Origin of the sequence: Polaribacter sp. KT 15, from assembly GCF_900143115.1 — a bacterium.
Lineage (GTDB): Bacteria > Bacteroidota > Bacteroidia > Flavobacteriales > Flavobacteriaceae > Polaribacter > Polaribacter marinaquae.
The window spans coordinates 2,346,648-2,372,934 of the sequence record NZ_LT670850.1 but is presented as its reverse complement, the minus strand read 5'-3'; the positions used below and the strand labels follow the sequence as shown (position 1 = coordinate 2,372,934).

Below are 26,287 nucleotides of genomic sequence, written 5' to 3'. Positions count from 1 at the left end.
ATTAAAAGCATTGCAAACAAACCTATCATATATACTTTTATTTTGCTGCTTCTTTTTTACAAAGTTAGGTTTTTCTCAAGATATTAAACCTACTAAAAAAATAGTAGTTCCAATAAAAAAGAAAGATACTATTCCGAATACAAAAAGAGATAGTATTTTTTCAGTAAAAAAAGACTCTTTAGCTATCAGACAAAAAGATTCTGTTTCTGCAGATTCTATAAAACCTAAAGAAACTATAGAAGATCTTATTACCCACGTTGCCAAAGATTATACTATTCAAAATGCCAAAGACAAATCTGTAATCTTATATAACGAAGCTAATATTACGTATACAGATATCGATTTAAAAGCAGGTATTATAAAAATTGATTATACTAAAAACACTCTTTTTGCAAAAGGGATTATAGACAGCACTGGTTATACTCAAAGACCAATTTTTAAACAAGGTAGTGAAGAATCAGAACAAGATTCTATCATCTATAATTTTAAATCTAAAAAGGCAATAATTTACGGTTTAAAAACCAAACAAGGCGAAATGTTTACGTTTGGTAATAAAACAAAACGTGTAAACGATTCAACAATTTATGTTAGAGATATAAAGTTTACAACTTCAGAAAAATTAGATTATTTTATTGGCACCAATAAAGCTAAAATTATTCCTGGTAAAAAGATTATTGTTGGTGGTAGTCAATTATACATTGCAGATATTCCAACACCAATTTATTTACCTTTTGCTTATTTTCCTATCACACAAAATAGTATTTCTGGTTTTTTAATTCCGGCTTTTGATACTGGAAGTAGCGATCGAGGAATCGGATTTCAAAATGGAGGTTATTACTTTGCAATTAATGATTATGTAGATCTTGGTATTACGGGTGATGCTTATTCTAACGGTAGTTGGGGATTTAGAGCAAACTCTAACTATAAAGTTCGTTATCGTTTTAACGGATCTTTTAATTTTAGTTTCGAAAACAATATAAATGGTATTAGAGGTTTTGATGATTTTAGCAAGAGTAACAATTTTAATTTAAGATGGTCGCATAATCAAGACACAAAAGCAAGCCCTAATTCTCGATTTACAGCTTCTGTTAACCTAGGAAGTAGTAAATTTTTTAGAGAATCTCAAAATCAATTTAATATTGCACAAACACAAACGAACACGTTTAATTCTTCTATAAATTATAGCAAAACATTTGTTGGCACACCTTTTAATTTAAATGTTACTGCCCAACATCAACAAAATACAAATACAGAAAAAATTACCATGACGTTGCCTGCTTTAACATTAAACATGAGCAGAATTTATCCTTTTGCAGGTAAAAACGGAGTAAAAAAGAACGCAATTCAAAAAATGGGTTTTAACTATATTTTAGATAGTAAATACCTTATCAATACTACAGATGATGATTTTTTAACGGCTAAAATGTTTGAAACCGCAAGAGCTGGTATGCAACACAGAACCGGAACAAATACCAATTTTAAAGCATTTAAATATTTTACGGTTTCACCAAGTGTAAATTATACAGAAACTTGGCAATTCGATTATATTGATAAAAAATACGATGCTGTTAATGAAACTGTTGTTACAGATACAATTAGCGGATTTAAAACATTTAGAGAATATAATGCCGGTTTAAGTTTATCTACTAATATTTATGGTACTTTTAATATAAACAGAGGACGATTAAAAGCTATAAGACATACAATTAGACCGTCGATTTCTTATTCTTACAGACCCGATTTCGAAGAACAATACATCCGTAAGGTACAAGCAAGCACAGATCCTAATGACTTAGAAGAATTTACAATTTTTGATCAGGGAATTTATGGCTCTCCTTCTTCCGGAATTAGTAATTCAATCGGAATTACCTTAAACAACGTTTTAGAAGCTAAAGTTGCACCCAAAGATCCAGACAGTGATGCCGAAGATGAAAAAATATCAATTTTAAATAATTTAAATTTTAGTAGTTCTTATAATATTGCTGCAGATAGTTTGCGTTGGTCTAATGTTAATTTTTCTGCAGGTACCAGGCTTTTAAAAGACAAATTATCAATAAACTTTAGTGGTTCTATAGATCCTTATAAAGTAGTGGCTTCAGAATCTGGATCGCCAATTAGAATTAATGAATTTAACTCTAACTTTTTAGGAAGATTGTCTAATGCCAGTTTAACAGCTAATTACTCTATTTCTAGTTCTGACTTTAAAAAAGATAAAGAAGGCAAAAAAGACAACAACAGAGACCCAAATAATACGCCAGATGTTATAGGTGCAAATATTGATCCGACAAATAGATTCGGACAAGTTAACAATGCAGTAAATAATACAGAAGAAGATAAAAACAAATCAGCAAAACTATACCACGCAGACATACCATGGACTTTAAGTTTGGCGTATTCTACAAGTTATGTAAATAACGGAATCGACGGAGGAAATATTGGTATTCATAGCGTTATTTTTAACGGAAATGTAGAATTATCACCTAAATGGAAATTAGGATATTCTTCTGGATATGACTTTAAGAATGGTGCATTTACATTTTCTAGATTTAATTTTACAAGAGATTTAGATAGCTGGAATTTTAACTTTAATTGGGTTCCTTTTGGAACCAACTCTTCTTACACATTTTTTATAGGTGTAAAATCTTCTGTATTATCAGATTTAAAATGGGATAAAAATAAACCGCCGGATAGAAGACTTTTTTAAAATGAATATAATATCCTTTTTAAGTTTAACAACTTTTGGATTTTATTTTTCATTAATTATTAGCTTGGTATTCTTTTTTGTGCGGTATATAATTATAATGGTGAAATTGATACTATATTTAACTTTCTAAACAACTTACTACGATGAAAAAAATAATTACAACTAAAAATGCGCCTGCACCTATTGGGCCTTACAATCAAGCTGTTTTAACAGGTAACACATTATACACTTCTGGGCAAATTGCTATTAATCCAGAAACCGGAGAATTGGTTTTAGATTCTATTACAAATGAAACAAAACAAGTAATGGAGAATATGAAGCAAGTTTTATTAGCTGCAGAAATGACTTTTGAAAACGTAATTAAATCATCAATTTTTATTTCTGATATGCATAACTTCTCTGAAATAAACGCGGTTTATGGTACTTATTTTAATGAAGAAACGGCACCTGCTAGAGAAACTGTAGAAGTTGCAAACTTGCCTAAATTTGTGAATGTAGAAATTAGCATGATTGCAGTTAAATAAAGAGTAGAAAAATCAAAAAAAAATCCTGATAGAATTTTCTATCAGGATTTTTTTTAATCTTAATTTACAAACTACAAAGTTGCAGCATATTCAATTAAATCTACAATTTTAGTAGAATACCCTATTTCATTATCATACCAAGAAACAACTTTTACAAAGTTATCGTTTAAAGCAATACCTGCTTTGGCGTCAAAAATAGAAGTTCTAGTATCTCCAACGAAATCTTGAGAAACAACCATATCTTCAGTATAACCTAAAATACCTTTCATTGGTCCGCTTTCTGATGCAGCTTTCATTGCAGCACAAATTTCATCATAAGAAGCAGATTTCTCTAATTTAACAGTTAAATCAACTACAGAAACATCCATTGTAGGAATTCTAAATGCCATACCAGTTAATTTTCCGTTCATTGCTGGAATTACTTTTCCTACTGCTTTTGCAGCTCCTGTAGAAGAAGGAATTACGTTACCAATTGCAGAACGTCCACCTCTCCAGTCTTTCATAGAAGGACCATCAACAGTTTTTTGTGTTGCTGTTGCAGCGTGTACAGTTGTCATTAAACCTTCTACAATACCAAAGTTATCGTTTAAAACTTTTGTAATTGGCGCTAAACAGTTAGTTGTACAAGATGCGTTAGAAAATATTTTTTGGTCTGCTTTTAATTCTGTGTTATTAACACCCATTACAAACATAGGCGTATGATCTTTAGAAGGTGCAGATAATACTACTTTTTTAGCACCAGCTTCTAAGTGTTTACCAGCAGTTTCTTCTGTTAAGAAAAATCCTGTAGATTCTATTACGTAATCTACATCAACTTCGTTCCACTTTAAATTTGCAGGATCTCTTTCGGCAGTAATTCTAATTTCGTTACCGTTAACAACTAACTTACCATCTTTAACATCAACAGTACCATCAAAAGCACCATGAACAGAATCGTATTTTAACATGTAAGCTAAATAATCTACATCTAATAAATCATTAATTGCTACTACTTGTACATTATCTCTTTTTACTGTAGATCTGAATGCTAATCTTCCAATTCTTCCAAATCCGTTAATTCCTACTTTTATCATTTTTTTTACTTTAATTACTAGTTAATATTATGTTGTCATTATATCAGAAACTCTTAAAAGTTCTTGATTTATAGAATGACCACCTTTTATTGCTTCTGCAATACTTGTACTTATTACTTCGTTGTCTTTTAAACCTACCATAAGGTTTGTTTGTCCGTCTAATAACAATTCTACAGACTTAACACCTAGTCTACTTGCTAAAACTCTATCAAAACAAGAAGGAGAACCACCTCTTTGCATATGCCCAAGAACAGATACTCTTACATCATATTCTGGCAAGTTTTCTTCTACATATTGCGCTAATTCGTACACGTTTTTACCCGATTTATCACCTTCTGCAACTACAACAATACTAGAAGATTTACCTGTTCTTCTACTCTTTTTAAGAGATTCTAACATTCTATCTAATCCTAGATCTTCTTCTGGAATTAAAATTTCTTCTGCTCCTGCACCAACACCTGCGTTTAAAGCTATAAAACCAGCATCTCTACCCATTACCTCTACAAAGAATAATCTGTTATGAGAAGATGCGGTATCTCTAATTTTATCAATCGCTTCTACTGCTGTATTTAAAGCGGTATCATATCCTAATGTATGTGATGTCCCAAAAATATCGTTATCTATAGTACCAGGAATTCCTATAATTGGAAAGTTGTATTCTTCATTAAAAATTACAGCTCCGGTAAAAGAACCATCTCCACCAATTACAACCATGGCTTCAATTTCATTTTCTTGTAAGTGTTCAAAAGCTTTTGCTCTTCCTTCTTTAGTTCTAAATTCTTGCGATCTTGCAGATTTTAAAACGGTACCACCTTTATTAATGATGTTATTTACGCTTCTAGCTGTAAGCTCTATAAAGTCACCTTCAATAAGTCCTTCATAACCTCTATATATACCCACACAACTAACTCTGTAATATGCACATGCTCTAACTACAGATCTTATTGCTGCATTCATTCCTGGAGAATCTCCTCCAGAAGTCATGACTGCTATTTTTTTAATTTTCTTCATATTCTATATTGTAAAATTACTGCTTTTTAAGCACTTAAATAAATAAATCTACGAAATCGTTTTAGCCTATTTCCCCTTTATTATAAAGGAATCTTAATTTAAAAAATGATTAAAACTTAATGTTTTTAGTAAAAATAATAAATAATTTTGAAGTCTATTTAAACTATAAGTTATCAAACTAAAATCGTTAAAATTTTAATTTAAAAATTATATAAATTAATACTGATGATTAATTTCCTTCAAAATTGTCAGGTAAAACTACCTTTGTTTTTGTGGTGTCTTTTTTTTGTAGTTTGCTCTTTTCTAATTTGGTTTTTTTCTTAAAACCTAACTTTTTTAAAAGCCCAGAAAGTGTATTAAAATTAACTTGATAAGACAAACCTACACCTTGCGTATAACCTTGATCTTCTATTGTATATTGAATTTCGTTTTGCCTATTAAAAATAACACCTCTAAAGTTACCTTCTTTATTTAACAGAACCTCTACTTTAACTTCACCAACAACACTAGATTGTGTTTGAGTACCAATAGGAACCCCAACTTTACCGTTTATAATAACTCTTTCACTTACTTGCGTACTAACAGACAAATCTACTTGATTATCTGTATTTAATCGATCTAAATCGTTATTACTTTGTCCTTGCTGATAATCTACACCCAATTGAAATTTACTATCCGGACTATTAAATAAACTAGAAAAAGCTGCTGCTATTGCACTAGAAGCTGTACTTGTAATGGTTGCATTGGCATCAAAATTTACTTTATCAGGATTAACAAAATTACCAAACGCTAATAATGATATAAACTGTGTAGTTTTTTCGTTTACATTATTATCATTTAATATAAATTCTAATTCGTTTGCAATTGTTGGGTCTACGTTGGTAAGCTGAATATCTAATTCTTGCTTCGAATTAAACAAACCGCCAGTAATTCTTGTTACTAAATCTACTTCTATATTTCTGTTCGAATTAAAGTTTTCTAATAAAACTCCGGGATTTGCTTTTGCCTTATAAACAGCTGTTACATCTAAATTTGCGTTTGCCGGATTCCCGTTCCAAGAAACAGTTCCTCCTTTTTGAATTACAAATGGCTTATTTACAAAACCACCATACTTAAAATCGTACACTCCGCTATCTACTACATAATCGCCAAACATATTAAACTTACCACGTGTGTTAATTTCTATTTGAAGATTACCAGAACCTTTACCAGATAACTGACTTCCGTAAACCTCATCAATAACAACTTGTGCAATTGCATCTTTTGTTACTTCTAAATCGATGTTTAAAGTCAAACCTTTTAATGCTTCTAAGGCAATTTCGTTTTGTCTTTCTTTTACAACTGTTTCATCGGACTTAAAATGAATTAAGCTAAAACTATCTACGGTTTCTACATCTTTTAACGGAACTACAAAAATTGTTCCGGGCATTGTTTTAGCATTTACATCTATCGTTAGTCTATCTGTTAACCCAAAAATATCTGCAGAACCATCAATATATGCTGTACCATAATACAAAGCTTCTTCTTCATTTTCGGTATCTAAAACCATTAAATTATCACTTTCAATTTTTAATCTTAAAAACCATTGCTTAAAATTAAAATGAGAGATATCTCCTTTTAAAATACCTCTAGTTTTATTTTTTGTGTCTAATAATTTAAAGTCTTCTAGAATAAATGATTGCTGCAATAAAGTAATTTCAGATTCGCCTTCAAAATCATAATCTACATTTAAATAAGGAAATTTTAATCCTGCATTTTTAAGACGTAAAGTTCCTTCCATATCCGGATTGCTTAAAAATCCTCTTAACGTAAAATCTCCAGAAGCTGTTCCTCTTAAAGAGGATAATACATCTTGCCCTAACGGACTAAATGCATCTAATTTAAATTCTTCTAAAAAAACATTTAAATCTATTATTGGTCTTTGTGCAGAAAAATCTAAAGCACCAGTTGCTGCAATACTTTTAACGTCTTTATTTTCTATGGATAAATCTACACGGTATTTTTTGTAAGAATTTTCTCCTTTAACATTTACAAATAAATTACCTTGTTTAAAATCGTTTACTTGAAAATCTTTTACCGTTAAAGAACCTTCTGGCGTATAATTACCTTCGCTTTGAACAAAATCTAAATGCCCAGACAACACACCTTTTAAATCTAAACTATCTATTTTGGGTAAAAAACTTTGCAATTTAACTTTGGTAAAATCTGCCAAAAGTATTTTTTGTTCGGTACCTTTTAAATTACCTGTAAATTCTATTTTTTGTTCTCCGGAAACAAATTTAAATTGACTAAAATTAAATTCGTTTGTATTTAAATCGAATGTTATTTTATCTGTATTTTTTTTATCAGGATTAATATTCCAGGTATTTTCTTTAAAAACAAAAGACGATTTCTCGAAACCTAAAACAGATTTTCCTTCTGGATTAAAAGTGTAAAAGAAATCTAAATTAAAATCTTCATTTTTCTTTTTTCCTCCTTTAAAAACAGATTTAAAATACAACGTATCATTCTCTGTTCTGTTTAATAAGTTTAACTTAGAAATATTATAATAATCTGTATTAATTTCCTCTGCAGTTAAAGAAGTATTATAAAGCGGATTCTTATTATCGGTTCTTAAAGAAATTGTTTTAACCTCTGTGCCATAAGCATCTATTTTGGGCGAATTAAATGTAAGCCTAAAGAAGTTTTCATCAGAAATTATTCTTCCTTTTATTTTAGTTTTATCGTCAATTGAAATTTCAGGAAAAAAAACATTTACAATTTGATTGTAAACAGTAAAATTAAAATCTAAAAACTGATTTGGAGCAACATCATATGGGTTGTAATTGGTATAAATACTTCCTAACGCATTTTGCGCAACTTTTGGCAACTCAGAAAACGAAAACTTACCTGTAATATAACCTTGCGCAATATCTTTAGATGCAACATCTATAGTTTTAACACTATCTTTTATTGATGATGTAACCGCAAATTCTTTAAATGTGTATTCTTTTTTCTGATTAGTATACAACACATTTTTAAAAACTGCTTTCCCAAGAATATCATCAAAAGTATTTCCTTCTATATCTAATTCTATATTTCCTTTTACAACTGCCGTAGAATCTCTAACAAATAAATTAGTTTCTTTAAGATTTAAATATTCGATATCAGACTTAAAATCGAACTTATGAATTTTTGCTGATAAATCTGCCAATCCATTAAACTTCATTTTAAAATTCGCATCATCAATAACTAAATCTCCATCGAATTTATTATTTTGATATTGGCCATTTGCCACAATATTTTTGTACGAATATTGGTTAAAGTTTAATTCAGAAATATTACCAATAAACTTTGTATTGATATTTTCTAATTTAAATCCGCTACCATTAACATCACCAATTAAAGAAACGGTACCAAACAAAGGATCATTAAAAAAAGTACCAATATTAAAATTGATTAACTCGATATCACCAACATAAGAAGCCGTATCAATTTCATCTATATTATCAATTTCTAAATCTGAAACCACACTACCAATTTGAGAATTCATCTTTAAAGAAGCTCTCATTCTAGTTGGTGTTACATTTACATTTCCGGCTATTCTAAATAAACCTAACTTGTTAAATTCTGTAGGTAAATTTTTACCTAACAAATTAGGTAGAATACTTTTTAGATCGTTATAAGTTGCAGTTAAATTATTTAAATCTCCATTAAAAACAAAGCCTCTTTCTGTATTAACCACATTTTTAAAAGCTAAATTTCCTTTTAACTTAATTCCTTTTTCTGATGATAAATTTAAGTTGGTTAATTTAAAATCGTTTAATTTCCCATTCATATCTCCAGAAAAACTAACTACGTCATTTCCGTTTAATTCTTTATAAAACTTTTTTAAATCCTGAATTTTAATACTGCTTTTATCAAATTTTGCACTTATATCTACTTTATCATTAAATTCTTTTAGATCTTCTCGCTTATAAATAAAATCGATATCACCAAAAACATTCGAATTTTCCGTTTGCAATTGTGTGTCGTAAAACTTCATATCCGTTTTAGTAAACTTATAATCTGTTGTAAAATTGGTAATTTCTAAACCCTGATTCGTTTCAAAATGCAATCCTCTAGCATTTATAGACACATTGGCTCCTTCAATAGATAAATCTTGTACATTTCCGCCAATCTTATAAGCTGCAAAGCTTAACGGGTTTTTATTGTTTTCATTTATTAATTTAAAATCTAAGTTTTGCACGTAAACGTTGGCAGCTTTTAAAATAAATTTTGGTGCTAAGGAATCTTTTTTCTTATTGCTATTAAATGAGTTTAGAAAAACAGCCATATTATCTTCTGTTTCTCCTTTATAAGTTTTCATGTAATATTGCGCATCTTGTAATGTAATATCGCCGAATAACAATTGATTATTTAAAACTTTTTTAGCACTTAATAACGAGGTGTTTAATGCTGAAACAAAAATTAAAGTATCTTTATGATGATCTCTAATTTGCACATCTTTAAAAGCCACACTTCCTAAAAAAGAAAGATTTACCTTGCCAATGCTTAAATTTGTATTGTAACTTTCATTAATTTTTTTAGTTGCATATACTCCTAACTTTGTTTGTACAAAAGATGTAGAAAGTAAGATGCTTATTAATAGCAGAAAGAGCACAAAGTACCCTAACCATTTTAATATTTTTTTACTAAAGTTTTTAATGATAGTGTATTTTAGTTTTTATAGAATATTTAAAGAAAAGTAATCAAAAATATTGCCACGTATTACAAAGAACGTGCAAATTTAACAAAGAATTAAATTTCTATTATTAAAAAAGGAAAATCAACATAAAATTATACTTAATTTTGCAATTAATACAGCTTTTTAATTTTTTATGAAAACACCCATTTATATTTTAGGTATAGAATCTTCTTGTGATGATACAAGTGCATCTGTAATTTGTAACGGTAAAGTATTAAGCAATGTCGTTGCAAACCAAGAAGTACATTCTAAATATGGTGGTGTTGTACCAGAATTAGCTTCTAGAGCACATCAACAAAACATTGTACCCGTTGTGCAACAAGCCCTAGAACAAGCTAATATTGATAAAGAAAAATTATCTGCAATTGCATTTACACGCGGCCCTGGTTTAATGGGCTCACTTTTGGTTGGCACTTCTTTTGCTAAATCTTTGGCTCTTGGTTTACAAATTCCTTTAATTGATGTAAATCATATGCAAGCTCATATTTTAGCTCATTTTATAGAAGATGAAGATAGTAAAATCCCGCCATTTCCTTTTATTTGCCTAACAATTAGTGGTGGTCACACCCAAATTGTAAAAGTTTCTGATCATTTTAAAATGGAAGTTTTAGGCGAAACAATTGATGATGCTGTTGGAGAAGCTTTTGATAAATCTGCAAAAATTTTAGGATTGCCTTATCCTGGCGGACCTTTAATAGATAAATATGCGAAACTAGGAAACCCGAAAGCATATCCTTTTACAAAACCAAAAGTAGGCGATTTAGATTTTAGCTTTAGTGGTTTAAAAACCGGAATTTTATATTTTATTCAGAAGCAACAAAGAATAAATCCTAATTTTATTGAAGAAAATCTTAACGATATCTGTGCTTCTATACAATATACAATTGTAGAAATTCTAATGACCAAATTAAAAAATGCGGTTAAACAAACAAACATAAAACACATAGCAATTGCTGGTGGTGTATCTGCAAATTCAGAAATTAGAACCCGATTAGAATTAGCAGAAAAACATTTTGGTTGGACAACTTACATTCCAAAATTTGAGTTTACTACAGACAACGCTGCAATGATTGCGATAACAGGTTATTTAAAATACTTAAACAATACATATTCTGATGTTTCTGTTACCGCAAAGGCTCGCTTAAAAGTAACAGATTAACATTATGAAAAACCTTGCATATAGACTTTCATTTCTAATATCCTATTTTTTAATTTGGATTGCATATTTTGTCTTTGCTCGTTTATTCTTTTTACTTTTTTATTTTTCTGAAACTTCAAAACTAGATTTCATTACCATCTTAAAAACCTTTGGTTATGGTTTACGACTAGACGCTTCTTTTACTTCATATTTAAGTATTATTCCGTTTTTTCTTGTCGTAATTTCTATTTTAACAAGTCCTTTACAAATCAGAAATATTATTAAATGGTATTCCTATTTGGCTATTACAATTATAACTTTATTTTTAATTATTGATGCAAGCCTTTATGCTGCTTGGGGCGTTCGTTTAGACACAACTTTTTTAAGTTACCTTAACACCCCAGAAGTAATGATTGCTTCTGCGTCTAATTTTCAAATTATTTCTGGATTAATTTTATGGTTCTTAATTTCTTTTGCTTTTATTAAACTTTTTCAGAAAACAATAAACAAAACTTTTAATACTTTTAATACCGAAAACCGAATACAAATACCTTTATTTCTTTTACTTACAGCTTCTTTAATTATACCTTTAAGAGGCGGTTTACAAGAGATTCCTGTAAATCAAAGTAATGTTTACTTTTCTAAAAAAATGTTTGCAAATCATGCTGCCATCAATTTTATTTGGAACTTTTCTAACACAGTAACTCATAAAACCAGTAACATCAATATTTATAAACAGTTTGATGAAGAAGTAGCTGTAAACACCATCAATAAAACTAAAAACCAACTTTTAAAAAGCGATAGAGATTCAATTTTAAACATAAAAAAACCTAATGTTATTTTAATTATTTGGGAGAGTTTAACCGCTAAAGTTGTTGGCGCATTAAATGGCGAACCTACTGTTACCGAAAACTTAAACAGATTATCTAAAGAAGGTATTTGGTTTACAAATTTCTACGGAAATGGAGATAGAACAGACAAAGGAATTCCTGCAATTTTAAGTGGCTATTATCCGCAACCAATTAAAAAAATAATGAGAATGCCCAACAAATCTAGAAGTTTACCAATGTTGCCTAAAGAAATGAGTGCTTTGGGTTACAATACGTCTTTTTATTATGGTGGCGATTTAAACTTCGGGAACTTAAACACTTATTTAAGAATTGCAGAAATAGATAAAATTGTTGATGGTAGCGAGTTTGATAAGAAAGATTGGAACTCTAAATGGGGAGCTTTCGATAACGTATTTTTAGAACGTTTTGGTAACGATTTAGCTAAAAAACAAGAAAAACCTTTCTTTGCTATTGCCTTAACATCTACTAGTCACGAACCTTTTGAATTAAACGACACTTACAAATTTGGCAAAAAAAATCAAGATGATTTGTTTAGAAGTTCTCATGCTTACACAGATAAATATATTGGTAAATTTATAGATTTTGCAAAAAAACAAGATTGGTATAAAGAAACACTAATTGTTATTATGGCAGACCACGGGCATAGTTCTCCTAAACATGAAGGTGAATACTTTTCACCGAAAAAATTTCAAATCCCGATGCTTTGGTTAGGTGGCGCACTGCATCAAAAAGGAATAAATATTGACAATATAACAAGTCAAGTAGATTTTTCTTACACGCTTTTAGATTTATTAAAAGGAAATAATTCTGAATTTAAGTTTGGTAAAAACCTATTTAACAATTCAGACAAGCAATATGCGCATTATGTATTTAACAAAGGTTTTGGCACAATAAATAAAGATGGTTTTTATCTTTTTGATTATGTAAGCAAAAAACCTATTACCAAATATGGTAAAACAAGTGCTAATTTAGATTCTTTAGGTAAAGCATTAACGCAAGACTCTTATCAAGATTTTTTAGAAAGAAAATAACTTAACTTCAACTATTCAAATAATTATAAGTTAAAAGAATAAGAGTAACTTAGCTAAAAATATTTATTTGTGATTTTAAAACTTAGAAAGTTTGGTTTTCTTACCAAAGGATTCGTTTATATTATTATTGGCATTTTAACCTTTTTAACCGCCTTAAATATTGGAGGTAAAATTTCTGATAAAAATGGTGTGATTTCATTTTTAGAAAATCAGATTTTTGGTAAAGTACTATTATTAATTGTTAGTTTAGGCTTAATGTCTTTTGCTTTGTGGAGAGCATATAAGTTTTACGATGTTCTTAAAAACGAAGATTCAAATAAAAAATATTTTACTGCTATAAGTTACCTTTTTAGAACCTTTTTTTATGGGTCTTTTGCTATTTCAATATTTTTAAAAATTTTTAATCAAACATCAAACGATGTTACTAAAGAAACTTTAGTTTCAAGAATTTTACAAATAGAAAACGGTAATATAATTTTAATTCTTATTGGTATTATTTTCTCAGGATCTGCAATCTATCAATTTTACAAAGTAATAACTAATAGTTATTTAGAGGATATTAAAAAAAATGAAAACATTGCTTCGTTTAATTTTTTAAAAAAAACTGGAGCATTTGGAATCTTTGCTAGAGGAATTTCTTTTCTCATTTTTTCTTGGTTTATTTTTTCTGCAGGTTTTAATAATAATCCAGAAAAAATTAAAGGCACTCAAGAAATGTTTCGCTTTCTAAATTCTTTAACTTTTGGTAATATTTTAATGGCTGTAATGGCACTAGGTTTTGTGTGCTATGGAGTTTTTCAATATTTTTATGGAAGATATAGCAGTTCTTAAAATCTAAAAAAACACATTATTTATGAAAAGTATTTCTTTTTTGTTAGTTTTTCTTTTTTCGATAAGTTTAAAAGCACAAGAATTGCCTAAAGGCTTTGTTTATCTTGATAATATAATTCCGACAGTAAAAGTTGAGTTAAGATATTTTTCGAATAATAACTTTATAGGTAAACCAATTGATGGTTACCGAAGTAATTGTATCATCACAACTACAACAACCGCAAAAGCATTAAAAAAGGTTCAAGAAGAACTAGCAGATAAAAACTTAGGTCTTAAAATCTTTGATGCTTACAGACCACAAAAAGCAGTAAATCATTTTGTAAAATGGGCTAAAGTTTTAGATGATACTTTAATGAAACAAACGTATTATCCAAAAGTTAGAAAATCTAAGCTTTTTAAGCAAGGTTATATCGCCTCTCGTTCTGGTCATTCTAGAGGAAGTTCTGTTGATCTAACAATTGTGAATTTAGAGACAGAAAAAGAATTAGACATGGGTAGTATTTATGATTTTTTCGGTTCAGAATCACATCCATCTTATACTGGTATCACAAAAGACCAACAAGAAAATAGAATGTTACTGCGTAATATTATGATAAAAAACGGCTTTAATCCGTACAAAAATGAGTGGTGGCATTTTACAATAAGAAACGAACCTTTTCCTAAAACTTATTTTAATTTTGAAGTAAACTAATTAAGTTTAACAAAAACTAAACAAGTTCAATTTATTTAGGCATTATATTTGTACATATACGGTTAGAAAATTATTCTACATGAAAAAAAAACTTATTTTATTTACTTTATTGACCTGTATTTTATCGACATCAAACGCTGTTGCTCAATTAGATAAAAGCAATGGAGCTAGCAATAAAGGCAAAATTAAAGCTGTAGTTTTAAATAACGCAAAAACATTAGAAAAACCTAAATCAATTGAGTTAAAAGGCAATAATGGTTTTAAACAAGCGTATGATAATGAGCAAAAAAAATTAAAGAAAAAACAAGAAGAAGATAAAATCAATAATAAAGGCGTCATTTCTCAAAAAAGGATTAATGAAGCTCGATTTTTAAAAGCTTTCAAAAAAATTAACGGGCAATACATTTATCCTGTTATAGATCAAGATCTCGGAAGCTTTAGAACCAACTCTAATAGTGTAAATATAATTTGTAGAGATTTTCAATATCCAGACGGTGACCGGGTTACCATAATGGTTAACAACATTCCTGTAGTTACAAACATTACTTTAAAACAAAGATATCAAAGCTTTACAATACCGCTAGAAGTTGGTATTAATAAGATTTCTTTTGTTGCGCTAAATCAAGGTACTTCTGGCCCAAACACAGCAGCTTTTAAAGTTTATAATGATGCAGGTGATTTACTTTCTTCTAATGAATGGAATTTAGCAACAGATGCCAAAGCAACGTTAGTGATCGCAAAAGACAAATAAATACCCAACGAAATCGTTGTAGTTAAATGTATAAAATCAAGTTTTTTTATTCTATTTAAAACAGTTATTTTTGTATTTCGATTATTAATATTTAATAAAATAATCTCACAACAAACAATTTATCACTAGAATGAAAAAAATCACTAAACAAACGTATTTAGACTGGTACAAAGACATGCTTTTTTGGCGTAAGTTCGAAGACAAACTAGCTTCAGTTTACATTCAACAAAAAGTTAGAGGTTTCTTGCATTTATATAATGGACAAGAAGCAATTTTAGCAGGAGCATTACACGCAATGGACTTGTCTAAAGATAAAATGATTACTGCATACAGAAATCACGTACAGCCAATTGGTATGGGAGAAGATCCTAAAAAAGTGATGGCAGAATTATATGGTAAAGCAACTGGTACTTCTAAAGGTATGGGAGGTTCTATGCATATTTTTTCTAAAGAATTTGGTTTTTACGGTGGTCATGGTATTGTTGGTGGTCAAATTCCTTTAGGTGCTGGTATCGCATTTGGTGATAAATATAAAGGTAGCGACGCTGTAACTTTAACATGTTTTGGTGACGGTGCTGCAAGACAAGGTTCTCTACACGAAGCTTTTAACATGGCAATGTTATGGAAATTACCAGTAATATTTATTGTTGAAAACAATGGATACGCAATGGGTACTTCTGTAGAAAGAACAGCAAATCATACTGATATTTGGAAATTAGGTTTAGGTTATGAAATGCCTTGTGGACCTGTAGATGCAATGAATCCTATTAAAGTTGCTGAAGCTGTAGATGAAGCTATTCAAAGAGCAAGACGAGGAGACGGACCAACATTTTTAGAAATGAAAACTTACAGATACAGAGGTCACTCTATGTCTGATGCACAACATTATAGAACTAAAGACGAAGTTGAGGAATACAAAAAAATTGATCCTATTACTCAAATTTTAGATGTAATTAAAGAAAAAGAATATGCTACTGCAGAAGAAATTGCTGCAATAGACAAAGAAGTGAAGGCTAAAGTAAAAGAATGTGAACAATTTGCAGAAGATTCTCCTTATCCAGAAACTCAGCAAATGTTCGACATGGTTTATGAACAAGAAGATTATCCTTTTATAAAATAAAATATGGCTACAGTAATAAACATGCCCCGATTAAGTGACACCATGGAAGAAGGTGTTGTGGCAAAATGGTTAAAAAATGTTGGAGATAAAATTGAGGAAGGAGACATTTTAGCCGAAATTGAAACAGACAAAGCTACAATGGAGTTTGAGTCGTTTTATGAAGGAACATTATTACATATTGGTATTCAGGAAGGTGAAACTTCTCCGGTAGATGTATTGTTAGCTGTTATCGGTGAAGAAGGTGAAGATATTTCTGATATTTTAAATGGAAATTCTTCTAACGATAGTGCTTCTGAATCTAATAAGGAAGAAAAATCCGAAGAACCAAAAACAGAAAAATCTGAAGAAAATACTTCTAGTAGTTCTGTTACTATTCCTGAAGGAGTGCAGGTAATTACTATGCCTCGTTTAAGTGATACAATGACAGATGGTACTGTAGCAACTTGGTTAAAAAACGTTGGTGACGCAGTTGAAGAGGGTGATATGCTTGCAGAAATTGAAACCGACAAAGCAACAATGGAATTTGAATGTTTCTACGAAGGAACTATTCTTTACATTGGTGTGCAAGAAGGTGAAACTGCACCAGTTGATAGTTTGTTAACTATTATTGGACCAGAAGGTACAGATGTTTCTGCAATTGTAGAAAACGGAGGTGCTGTTTCTAGTTCAAATGACGCAGAAACTAAAAAGCCAGAAGCTAAAAAAGAGACTAGCAAAGAAGAAAGTAAACCTGAAGATTCTAAATCTACAGAAACAACTAATAACAATTCTTCAAATTCTAATGGTGGTAGAATTTTTGCTTCACCATTGGCTAAAAAAATAGCTTCTGATAAAGGCATCAATTTAGCAGACGTAAAAGGTTCTGGTGAAAATGGTAGAATTATAAAAAAGGATATTGAAAATTACACGCCTGCTGCTAAAACTGAAGAAAAAGCATCTGCAACTAATACACAAGCAGCAACTACAGTTGCAGAAGGTGTAGAAAACTCTAGAGAAGTTAAAAACTCTCAAATGAGAAAAGCAATTGCTAAGTCTTTAGGTAATTCTAAATTTACTTCTCCAGACTTTAGTCTAAATATTGAAGTAAGCATGGATAATGCAATGGCTTCAAGAAAAACAATTAATGCAATACCAGATACAAAAGTATCTTTTAATGACATGGTTGTTAAAGCTTGCGCGATGGCATTAAAGAAACATCCACAAGTAAATACATCTTGGTCTGATGCAAATACAATTTATCATGATCATATTCATGTTGGTGTTGCAGTTGCTGTTGCAGACGGATTACTTGTACCTGTAATCAAGCACACAGATCAATTAAGTTTAACTCAAATTGGTGCTGGTGTTAGAGATTTAGCAGGTAAAGCAAGAAATAAAAAGATTACTCCTGCAGAAATGCAAGGAAGTACTTTTACTGTTTCTAACTTAGGTATGTTTGGTATTGATAATTTTACATCAATAATTAACCAACCAAACTCTGCAATTTTATCTGTTGGTGCAATTGTTGAAAAACCAGTTGTAAAAGACGGACAAATAGTAGTTGGTAATACAATGAAGTTAACGTTAACTTGTGACCACAGAACTGTTGATGGTGCTGTTGGTGCTCAGTTTTTACAAACTTTAAAAACATATATAGAAAACCCTGTTACAATGTTAGCTTAGGTTTTTAAAAAATTTTTAATTTGAAAAGCTCGCTTTTAAGCGGGCTTTTTTATTTTTTGATGCATTTATGACTACACTAGAAGATAGATTAAAAAACCCTGTTTGGTACGCATTACAAGAAACACACAATAAATTTCTTATAGAATACGATGGCGTTCAATTTTACAATCCTGAAATAAATAATTTTGGTTCTTTTTTTCAAGCAAATAAAACATTAGATGCAGCAGACAAATACTCTAAAATAACAGATACTTTTTTCTTCGTTTCCGAAAAAGATACTCCCGCCGTTCATACTGATAAAATTAAACTAGAGAAAAAAATTAATGGTTGTCAAATGATTTTAGATCAATTAATAGAAGTTGATCTTATTGATGAGATTACACCTTTAACCGAAAAACACATAGAAGAAGTATACAAACTTATATGGTTAGTGATGCCTGGTTTTTACCAAAAGAGAGGTTTTGAAATGGGTAAATTTTTCGGAATTTTTAAGGAAGGTAAATTAGTAGCAATTACTGGCCAAAGAATGCAAACTAATGATTTTATAGAAATTAGTTCTGTTGTAACACATCCAGATTTTACAAGACGTGGTTTAGCAAAACAATTAATTTATCACACAACCAAAGATATTTTAAAAGATAAAAAACTGCCTATTTTGCATACAAACAAAGGCAATGCGGCAATACCTTTATATGAAAAGCTAGGTTTTAAATATACTAGAGATATGAATTGGTGGCTTTACAAAAAGCTATAGCACAAAAAGAGCCCTAAGATATATCTTAGGGCTCTTTTAATTTAATATTTATAAGCTTATTGTTTTGTTGTAGTACTTTTTGTTGTAATTTCCATTTCCATTCCGCCTGCATTCATGTTCATAATTAAGTTTAAAGTTTCTTGAACACCAGAATCAGCATTTACAATTAAATTTCCTTTTACATCTCCAGTACCCATACCAGAAACGGTTCCAGAAACATCAATATAAACCTTGCCTGCAGCGATTTTAGATACTTTATAAACAGTTTTTACAGACATTCCTTGTTCGTTTACTTCATCTTCCCAAGAAGAACCTACAGATACTTTTTCTACAGGATAAGTAACCCCTTTAGCTTGTTTTGTAAACTGATCCATCATAGGATTAGAAGGATCAACTTTTGTTTCTAAAATTTCACCTCTTGATGTTAAAGTAGAGATAATTTTTGCCTGCATCATTGGCTTAAACTGTTGACTCATCATCTTACCCATTTCATCTAAATCTTCTTCTTTTGTAGAAGAATCATAAGTCATCACATTACCACCTTGTAACATATTCATGTTAATAGACTTAATGTTAGATGAAGTTGTAATTTTTTCATTAGAAGCCTCTGTAACTTCCATAGACATAGTCATTTTCATATCAACACCACCTTGAGCGCCCATACTTTGAGACTGGTCTAAATTTACTAAATAAGTATCTCCTTTTTTATAATTAGCTCTTAACAACACAGATTCTTGAGCAACTGAATTAAAAGCAATAGACAATACAAATAATAATAACAATTTTTTCATTTTTATCTTTTTAAATTTTAGTTTTATATTGTCACGAAAATACTATTTTAAAATAAAAAAACGCTCGAAAATTTCGAACGTTTTTTAAATTAAATATTTAAGTAGCTTAAAAATCTTGATTTACATCCCAAGCTTCTAATGTTTCTTTTAAAGTTTTAATAAACATTCCTCCTAAAGCACCATTTACAACTCTGTGATCATAAGAATGAGAAACAAACATTTTTTGTCTTATTCCAATAAAATCACCTTCTGGAGTTTCTATTACTGCTGGTACTTTTCTAATAGCACCTAAAGCTAAAATTGCAACTTGTGGCTGATTGATAATTGGAGTACCCATAACAGAACCAAAACTACCAACATTAGTAACAGTATAAGTTCCGCTCTGAATTTCGTCTGGTTTTAATTGATTATTTCTTGCTCTAACAGCTAAATCGTTTACCGACTTTGTCATACCAACTAAATTTAGTTGATCTGCATTTTTAATAACAGGCACAATTAAATTACCATCTGGTAAAGCAGCAGCCATACCTAAATTAATATTTTTCTTTTTGATGATAGTATCGCCGTTTAAAGCAATATTTATTAAAGGATATTTTTTTATTGTAGAAGCTACAGCATGCATTAAAATCGGCGTAAAAGTTAACTTTTCTCCTTCACGTTTAAAGAAGGCATCTTTAACTTTAGATCTCCATTTTACAATATTTGTAACATCGATTTCGATAAAAGATTGCACGTGTGCAGATGTCTGTACAGAATCTACCATATGTTTAGCAATCAATTTACCCATTCTGCTCATCTCTATCACCTCATCTTCTCCGTTTACAGAAACTGGTGCTGCTTTTGCAACAGTTTTTTCAACATTCTTAGCAGGCTGAACAGCTTTACTTGTTGTTTTAGGTGAATTGTTTCTGTTTTCTAAAAACGATAAAATATCCTCTTTGGTAACTCGCCCATCTTTTCCAGAACCAGAAATACTTTCTAATTCTTCCATAGAAACATTTTCTTTCTGAGCAATATTTCTAACTAACGGAGAATAAAATTTACCAGATTCTGAATTTTTAGAAATTGGTGTAGTCTTAATTTCTGCAGCCTTCTCTATTGTTTGCTCAACAGCAGCTACTTCGGTCGTTTTTTCTTCAGAAACTTCTTTAGTTGCTTCTGTTTTTACTTCTCCTGCATCTTCACCTTCTGTTTCTATAACAGCAATTACATCACCTACAGCAACTACGTCATCTTTTTGAAATAAAATTTCGATTAAAGTTCCTTCAACTTCACTAGGTACTTCAGAATCTACTTTATCCGTAGCAATTTCTACAACTGCTTCGTCTAATTCTACTGTATCTCCTACTTCTTTTAACCAAGAAGTTATTGTTGCTTCTGCAACACTTTCCCCCATTTTAGGTAATTTCAATTCAAATCTTGCCATTTCTATCTGATTTTAGAGATTGCAAAAGTACTAAATTTCATTCATTTTACATCAAAAAAAATAGTCCAAAATTAATTTTACAATGAAGTCTCATTTACATTATTCATAATTTTAAAATAATAAAGCCAATAATTTTATATAATTTTTATTTTTTAGCCTAAATTTTAAATATATCACAATAAATAAATCTACTTAATTCAATCATCATTTTAATTGTACACGTTTATTGACAAAGTAAAAAAACTCACTCTTTATCACGCATATTAATTATTAGTAGATTGAAAAATTATGTATGCAGTTATTTTATTCTTTTAAAAAAATTGAAGAACTAATCGATAAAATAATTACTTATCATTTTTAGCAACTATATTACTTTTATTTTTAATTTTTGATGCAAAACTATCATTAGCCTCAGCTTCTAGCAAACTATAGGATTTATTAAGAACATCATCTTTTAACGTACTTTGTTGTAAAATGTGATATTTGGGTATAAAGTTTTCTCTTATAACACCATTGGCAGTATAAACTTTATCTGTAGAAATTCTATAACCGTATTTATCTTTAGTAAAAGAATAATCTTTGGTTTCTCCGGCCAGTTTCATCATTTTAGTACCCAAAATTTTTCCTCTATTTATACCATCTAAACCAATGGCTACATCTTGCCCAACACTACCTGTCCATTTTCCTACCAAAACAATAACCGGTTGTTTAAATTGAATTCCTCTAGGATTAACAAATTCTAACCTACTTTTTATAATAGCAGGATTGTTACCATATTTATCTTTTGTAACATTCTTTCTAAAAGGCACTTCAGAATCTATAAACCTGCTTAAAATTGCATTTGCAACGTATGAATTTTTACCGTCTGTGGTATTTCTTAAATCTAAAATTAAACCTTTAGCATTTATATTTGCATTTAACTGATTATCGAAATATCTGATAAAGTTTGCGTGATTTAGCGAATTATTAATTTTAATAACAGTAAAATCATCTTTTTTAAGAACATAAAGCAATTTTCTTTCTTCTCTAATTTTAATATTATCTACGTTTAAACTTATTTTTCTATCATCAACTAATTTTAAAGTTAAAACCCTAGACTCATTTAATCTACCTGAAATAATTTTATTTGCAATCCACTCTCTTACTTCTGGTATCTTTTTATTAACGCATTGTACAGGAAAATCATCTATAACTTTATTAAATTCTTTGCTATTAAAATTTAAAACTTCTGCCCCAATAATATTTTTTCCAAAATCTTTAATTTGTGAAAACCAAATGTTTTGAACGTAAAACTTATCTTCTTTAAGAACAATGTGTAGGGGCGAATGTAAACGAAAAGAAGATTTAGTTTTAGCGTTTAATTGTAAGTTACTGTCATAAAACTCATTTAATAAATATTCAAAAAAAAGTATTTTTTCTTGATTTGTCTTTACTTTTGATACAATTTCAGCGTATTTTTCTTTAACACAACTAAAATCGGTTTTTTTATCTTTTAAATAAATGTAATCGTTAGACAAATCTTGAATAATCTTTCCAAAATCTTGACTCATTTCATAATTATCAACATAATTATTTTTTTGAGAAAAAGTTAATTGAAAAGTTATTAATAATAAAAGGGATAGCAAATTTTTCATTTTTTCTTTTTTGTGCGAATTATCATAACTCGTAAAATTCACTATAAACGCGAATCTACTTTTTTAAAGTTAAAATTTTCATCTCTACAAAAAGCAAAGCAGTATCAAACTTATTAACAAAATGTTAATAAGTTTGACAAATAAATGTTAATAACTAAAAAATAAAATACAATCTCAAGAAGAAGAGAAAAGTCTGCAAAACTAATTAACACATTAACAACTGAATATCAATATATTAAAAACCATCATTATTAAGAAAAAGAGAAACTATTTTAAAAATAAATAACGAATAAAAAACCAGTATTCAACTCACTAAAACATCCTAAAAGCCAAGGTTATTAACAATTTATAAATTAGTTATAAAAAAAAGGTTTTGTTTTTTTAGCAAAAAAACAAAACCCTTTAAAAGATATATTACAATAAAGCTTAATCTTATTCGACCCAATTTCTGGGTTTAGCTAAAACGTCTAGCAATTTTGCTTCGCTAGAATTTTCTTCTGGTTGATGATTATATTTCCATTGAACAATTGGCGGTAAACTCATTAGAATACTTTCAATTCTTCCGTTTGTTTTTAGTCCAAATAAAGTTCCTCTGTCGTGTACTAAATTAAACTCTACGTAACGTCCACGCCTTACTTCTTGCCAATCTTTATGACTTTTATCAAATTCAACCCCTTTTCTTCTATTTACAATAGGCACATAACTTTCTAGAAAACTATCTCCTACTTGAGTAACAAAATCAAATCGATCTTTTATAGAGAATGCTTCTGTTTCTTTTAAGTAATCAAAAAACAAACCACCAATTCCGCGGGCTTCGTTTCTGTGAGCATTCCAAAAATACTCATCACATACTTTTTTAAACTTCGGATAAAACTCTGAATTATGAGCATCGCAAGCAGTTTTGCAAACAGAATGAAAGTGTATTGCATCTTCTTCAAACAAATAATAAGGCGTTAAATCTTGTCCGCCACCAAACCATTGCGTTACTATATTACCAGCATCATCGTACATTTCAAAATAGCGCCAATTAGCATGAACCGTTGGTACAAAAGGATTTATAGGATGCAAAACCAAACTTAATCCACAAGCAAAAAAATTACCTTCTTTTACTTTAAATTGATTTCTTAAAACCTCTGGCAAATCACCGTGAACAGCAGATATATTTACGCCTCCTTTTTCAAAAACATTTCCATTTTCTATAACACGTGTTCTTCCTCCTCCGCCTTCTGGTCTTTCCCAAATGTCTTCTTTAAACTTAGTTCCTCCATCAATTTCTTCTAATTTAGAAGTAATTGTGTCTTGTAAATTTTCTATGTATTTATAAAACTGATCTTTCATGTGTTTTATTTAAAATAGTAATTGTTTTTGTAGTTGCAGCAGTTACAGACAATGGCAAAACAATAATGATTCCTATAACAGGAACTAACAGACAAAGCATAAACACAATTCCGTTTCCTATAGCTATACCTTTGTTTTTACGAACAAAATAAATGCTTTCTTTATAATTAAAATGACGCTCTAATGTGTAATCTATATTACCAAAGCCTGCATAATAAGACTGTACTAAAAACAGTAAAATTGTCGAAAAAATATTAACTACAGGAATAAATTTTAATAATAAAATAGGAATTGTAATTAACAATTCTTTTGATAAATTTCTGATATTAATTCGAATTCCTCTGATTAATTGTTCGTTAAAACTTGTTTTTCTATGTTGATGTTTTAAACTTCCGTTGATATGGATTTCTATTTTTTCTGAAACCGGACTCATAAACGGAGCCGAAAAAGCTAAAACAATATGTTTGTATAAAATTAAACCTATTACCAGCACAAAAATTCCACCAACAAAAGAAGCAAAAGACGTAAAGGCTTGTTTTCCCCAATCCCAAATCCAAATTTTTGATAAAAATTGACCTACATTATCTGACAATCCGTAAGCTGTAAAACCAATAATGGTCGCGGTAACAATGCTAATAATTATAGGAATTATAAAATATTTCCAAAGTTTTAATTTTGAAATTAAATTGACAGCTCCTAAATATGCTTTTATTGCAGAAAGTATATTTTTTATCATTAGCCTTGGTTTGCGTTAGCGATTGAAATGACATCCTTTTTGCTTTTTCTGCAAAAAGATATAATGGAAAGCGCGACTTTGTTTTTTTTTAACAAAGTAACGCCCAAATTACTTATTTAAATCATAGATTTATTACAATAAGTAGCTTGTTCAAAATTTCTAATATTCATAGAAATGATAGGCACATTAGGAAAAAGCGTTGTTAGTGTAGCTACAATAGCATAAGAAAGATCAGATTTTTGTTCTTCTGTTCTTCCTTCCATAATGTTACCAAAAACATGTATAAAATCTGCTTCAGCACTTTGTACTAAAGAATGTTTAAACGGATTTAAACGTACTTTTATATCATCTCTATCAAATAGTCCGGTAGAAAATGCTGTTTCAAAAACAGCTTCAAGCACCTTTCTAGGTTCTTGAAGCTTTAAAATATTTTCTGAACAGTCTAAAATAAAATGAGGCATTTTTTAATTTGCTTTATATTCTTTAACCGCATCTACAAATGCTTTTGCATGATCTAACGGAATATTTGGTAAAATACCGTGTCCTAAATTTACAATATACTTGTCTTTACCAAACTCATTAATCATTTGAGTAACCATTTTCTTAATTTCTGATGGTGGAGAGAACAATCTTGTTGGATCGAAATTACCTTGTAAAGTAATGTTTCCGCCAGATAAATATCGTGCATTTCTTGCAGAACAAGTCCAATCTACACCTAATGCAGAAGCACCAGATTTAGACATTTCATTTAAAGCAAACCAACAACCTTTACCAAATGCAATTACCGGAGTAATATCTTTTAAAGCATCGATTATTTGCTGCATATATTGCCATGAAAACTCTTGATAATCTACCGGTGATAACATTCCACCCCAAGAATCAAATACTTGAACAGCGTCTACACCTGCCTCTACTTTTGCCTTTAAATACGCAATAGTTGTATCTGTAATTTTTTGTAATAAAGAATGTGCTACAACTGGGTTTGTAAAACATAATTCTTTTGCTTTATCAAAGTTTTTAGAACCTTGACCTTGTACACAATAGCAAAGAATTGTCCAAGGTGAACCTGCGAAACCTATTAACGGAATTTCATCATTCAACTTTTCTTTAGTTGCTTTAATTGCATCCATTACATAACCTAAAGAATCTTGAATATCTGGAATAATAACAGCGTCTAAATCTTTTTGAGTACGAATAGGATTTGGCAAATAAGGCCCAAAATTTGGTTTCATCTCCACATGAATGTTCATTGCTTGTGGAATTACCAAAATATCAGAAAATAAAATTGCAGCATCCATACCGTATCTACGGATTGGTTGTACAGTAATTTCTGATGCTAATTCTGGAGTTTGACAACGTGTAAAGAAATCGTATTTGTGTTTAATTTCCATAAACTCTGGCAAATATCTTCCTGCTTGTCGCATCATCCAAACTGGTGGTCTATCTACAGTTTCTCCTTTTAATGCTCTTAAAAATAAATCGTTTTTTATCATAT

20 protein-coding genes are annotated in these 26,287 nt (G+C 29.7%); 10 read left to right on the top strand and 10 right to left on the bottom strand.

Features of this window, described 5'->3' with window-relative positions:
* Positions 1-10 precede the first annotated feature (10 nt).
* Both B5464_RS10690 and B5464_RS10685 read left to right on the top strand, forming a co-directional pair.
* Positions 11-2,704 (top strand): putative LPS assembly protein LptD, encoded by a 2,694-nt coding sequence (locus B5464_RS10690; RefSeq protein ID WP_231963594.1) that lies wholly within the window; start codon positions 11-13, stop codon positions 2,702-2,704.
* A 143-nt stretch (positions 2,705-2,847) separates the two neighbouring features.
* On the top strand, positions 2,848-3,228 hold the full coding sequence (locus tag B5464_RS10685; RefSeq protein ID WP_077808716.1) for a Rid family detoxifying hydrolase: 381 nt from the start codon (positions 2,848-2,850) through the stop codon (positions 3,226-3,228).
* 71 nt (positions 3,229-3,299) lie between these two features.
* Here B5464_RS10685 and gap read toward each other — a convergent pair whose 3' ends face one another.
* From gap to B5464_RS10670, 3 genes are all read right to left on the bottom strand, one after another.
* Positions 3,300-4,301 (bottom strand): type I glyceraldehyde-3-phosphate dehydrogenase, encoded by a 1,002-nt coding sequence (gene gap, locus B5464_RS10680; protein WP_077808715.1) that lies wholly within the window; start codon positions 4,299-4,301, stop codon positions 3,300-3,302.
* A gap of 27 nt (positions 4,302-4,328) precedes the next feature.
* Complete coding sequence (gene pfkA, locus B5464_RS10675) at positions 4,329-5,312, bottom strand: 6-phosphofructokinase (RefSeq protein ID WP_077808714.1); 984 nt, start codon at positions 5,310-5,312, stop codon at positions 4,329-4,331.
* 229 nt (positions 5,313-5,541) lie between these two features.
* On the bottom strand, positions 5,542-9,954 hold the full coding sequence (locus B5464_RS10670; RefSeq protein ID WP_079738348.1) for a translocation/assembly module TamB domain-containing protein: 4,413 nt from the start codon (positions 9,952-9,954) through the stop codon (positions 5,542-5,544).
* 217 nt (positions 9,955-10,171) lie between these two features.
* Here B5464_RS10670 and tsaD point away from each other — a divergent pair, with 217 nt between their 5' ends.
* The 8 genes from tsaD to B5464_RS10630 all read left to right on the top strand — a co-directional run bounded on the left by tsaD (position 10,172) and on the right by B5464_RS10630 (position 18,867).
* Complete coding sequence (gene tsaD / locus B5464_RS10665; protein ID WP_079738347.1) at positions 10,172-11,197, top strand: tRNA (adenosine(37)-N6)-threonylcarbamoyltransferase complex transferase subunit TsaD; 1,026 nt, start codon at positions 10,172-10,174, stop codon at positions 11,195-11,197.
* A 4-nt stretch (positions 11,198-11,201) separates the two neighbouring features.
* On the top strand, positions 11,202-13,058 hold the full coding sequence (locus B5464_RS10660) for an LTA synthase family protein (protein WP_079738346.1): 1,857 nt from the start codon (positions 11,202-11,204) through the stop codon (positions 13,056-13,058).
* A 69-nt stretch (positions 13,059-13,127) separates the two neighbouring features.
* Entirely contained in the window at positions 13,128-13,889 is a 762-nt protein-coding gene (locus B5464_RS10655; protein WP_079738345.1) for a DUF1206 domain-containing protein, read from the top strand.
* Positions 13,890-13,911: 22 nt separating this feature from the next.
* Positions 13,912-14,580 (top strand): M15 family metallopeptidase, encoded by a 669-nt coding sequence (locus B5464_RS10650; protein WP_079738344.1) that lies wholly within the window; start codon positions 13,912-13,914, stop codon positions 14,578-14,580.
* 79 nt (positions 14,581-14,659) lie between these two features.
* Entirely contained in the window at positions 14,660-15,331 is a 672-nt protein-coding gene (locus B5464_RS10645; RefSeq protein WP_079738343.1) for a hypothetical protein, read from the top strand.
* Between the two features lie 130 nt (positions 15,332-15,461).
* Complete coding sequence (gene pdhA, locus B5464_RS10640) at positions 15,462-16,451, top strand: pyruvate dehydrogenase (acetyl-transferring) E1 component subunit alpha (RefSeq protein ID WP_077808707.1); 990 nt, start codon at positions 15,462-15,464, stop codon at positions 16,449-16,451.
* A 3-nt stretch (positions 16,452-16,454) separates the two neighbouring features.
* The gene (locus B5464_RS10635; protein ID WP_079738342.1) at positions 16,455-18,113 is read left to right on the top strand and encodes a pyruvate dehydrogenase complex dihydrolipoamide acetyltransferase; all 1,659 of its coding nucleotides are present in this window, start codon (positions 16,455-16,457) and stop codon (positions 18,111-18,113) included.
* 67 nt (positions 18,114-18,180) lie between these two features.
* Positions 18,181-18,867 (top strand): GNAT family N-acetyltransferase, encoded by a 687-nt coding sequence (locus tag B5464_RS10630; RefSeq protein ID WP_079738341.1) that lies wholly within the window; start codon positions 18,181-18,183, stop codon positions 18,865-18,867.
* 56 nt (positions 18,868-18,923) lie between these two features.
* Here B5464_RS10630 and B5464_RS10625 read toward each other — a convergent pair whose 3' ends face one another.
* The 7 genes from B5464_RS10625 to hemE all read right to left on the bottom strand — a co-directional run bounded on the left by B5464_RS10625 (position 18,924) and on the right by hemE (position 26,285).
* Complete coding sequence (locus tag B5464_RS10625) at positions 18,924-19,658, bottom strand: hypothetical protein (RefSeq protein ID WP_079738340.1); 735 nt, start codon at positions 19,656-19,658, stop codon at positions 18,924-18,926.
* Between the two features lie 106 nt (positions 19,659-19,764).
* Positions 19,765-21,084 (bottom strand): dihydrolipoamide acetyltransferase family protein, encoded by a 1,320-nt coding sequence (locus B5464_RS10620; RefSeq protein WP_079738339.1) that lies wholly within the window; start codon positions 21,082-21,084, stop codon positions 19,765-19,767.
* A gap of 344 nt (positions 21,085-21,428) precedes the next feature.
* A complete protein-coding gene (locus B5464_RS10615) occupies positions 21,429-22,718 on the bottom strand; it encodes a S41 family peptidase (protein ID WP_079738338.1) in 1,290 nt (429 codons plus the stop codon).
* Positions 22,719-23,150: 432 nt separating this feature from the next.
* On the bottom strand, positions 23,151-24,056 hold the full coding sequence (gene hemF, locus B5464_RS10610) for an oxygen-dependent coproporphyrinogen oxidase (RefSeq protein ID WP_079738337.1): 906 nt from the start codon (positions 24,054-24,056) through the stop codon (positions 23,151-23,153).
* Positions 24,037-24,792, bottom strand: coding sequence for an EI24 domain-containing protein (locus B5464_RS10605; RefSeq protein WP_079738336.1), 756 nt, complete (start codon positions 24,790-24,792; stop codon positions 24,037-24,039). The genes hemF and B5464_RS10605 overlap by 20 nt, the downstream gene beginning before the upstream one ends.
* Before the next feature lie 116 nt (positions 24,793-24,908).
* Positions 24,909-25,253 (bottom strand): 5-carboxymethyl-2-hydroxymuconate Delta-isomerase, encoded by a 345-nt coding sequence (locus B5464_RS10600; RefSeq protein ID WP_077808698.1) that lies wholly within the window; start codon positions 25,251-25,253, stop codon positions 24,909-24,911.
* A 3-nt stretch (positions 25,254-25,256) separates the two neighbouring features.
* Complete coding sequence (gene hemE / locus B5464_RS10595) at positions 25,257-26,285, bottom strand: uroporphyrinogen decarboxylase (RefSeq protein ID WP_079738335.1); 1,029 nt, start codon at positions 26,283-26,285, stop codon at positions 25,257-25,259.
* Between the last annotated feature and the right edge of the window lie 2 nt (positions 26,286-26,287).

Bases quoted from the DNA above. Each gene is read 5' to 3' on its own strand.
- B5464_RS10685 (WP_077808716.1), top strand. From the start codon at position 2,848: ATGAAAAAAATAATTACAACTAAAAATGCGCCTGCACCTATTGGGCCT.
- gap (WP_077808715.1), bottom strand. From the start codon at position 4,301: ATGATAAAAGTAGGAATTAACGGATTTGGAAGAATTGGAAGATTAGCA.
- pfkA (WP_077808714.1), bottom strand. From the start codon at position 5,312: ATGAAGAAAATTAAAAAAATAGCAGTCATGACTTCTGGAGGAGATTCT.
- tsaD (WP_079738347.1), top strand. From the start codon at position 10,172: ATGAAAACACCCATTTATATTTTAGGTATAGAATCTTCTTGTGATGAT.
- B5464_RS10660 (WP_079738346.1), top strand. From the start codon at position 11,202: ATGAAAAACCTTGCATATAGACTTTCATTTCTAATATCCTATTTTTTA.
- B5464_RS10650 (WP_079738344.1), top strand. From the start codon at position 13,912: ATGAAAAGTATTTCTTTTTTGTTAGTTTTTCTTTTTTCGATAAGTTTA.
- B5464_RS10645 (WP_079738343.1), top strand. From the start codon at position 14,660: ATGAAAAAAAAACTTATTTTATTTACTTTATTGACCTGTATTTTATCG.
- pdhA (WP_077808707.1), top strand. From the start codon at position 15,462: ATGAAAAAAATCACTAAACAAACGTATTTAGACTGGTACAAAGACATG.
- B5464_RS10635 (WP_079738342.1), top strand. From the start codon at position 16,455: ATGGCTACAGTAATAAACATGCCCCGATTAAGTGACACCATGGAAGAA.
- B5464_RS10630 (WP_079738341.1), top strand. From the start codon at position 18,181: ATGACTACACTAGAAGATAGATTAAAAAACCCTGTTTGGTACGCATTA.
- B5464_RS10625 (WP_079738340.1), bottom strand. From the start codon at position 19,658: ATGAAAAAATTGTTATTATTATTTGTATTGTCTATTGCTTTTAATTCA.
- B5464_RS10620 (WP_079738339.1), bottom strand. From the start codon at position 21,084: ATGGCAAGATTTGAATTGAAATTACCTAAAATGGGGGAAAGTGTTGCA.
- B5464_RS10615 (WP_079738338.1), bottom strand. From the start codon at position 22,718: ATGAAAAATTTGCTATCCCTTTTATTATTAATAACTTTTCAATTAACT.
- hemF (WP_079738337.1), bottom strand. From the start codon at position 24,056: ATGAAAGATCAGTTTTATAAATACATAGAAAATTTACAAGACACAATT.
- B5464_RS10605 (WP_079738336.1), bottom strand. From the start codon at position 24,792: ATGATAAAAAATATACTTTCTGCAATAAAAGCATATTTAGGAGCTGTC.
- B5464_RS10600 (WP_077808698.1), bottom strand. From the start codon at position 25,253: ATGCCTCATTTTATTTTAGACTGTTCAGAAAATATTTTAAAGCTTCAA.
- hemE (WP_079738335.1), bottom strand. From the start codon at position 26,285: ATGATAAAAAACGATTTATTTTTAAGAGCATTAAAAGGAGAAACTGTA.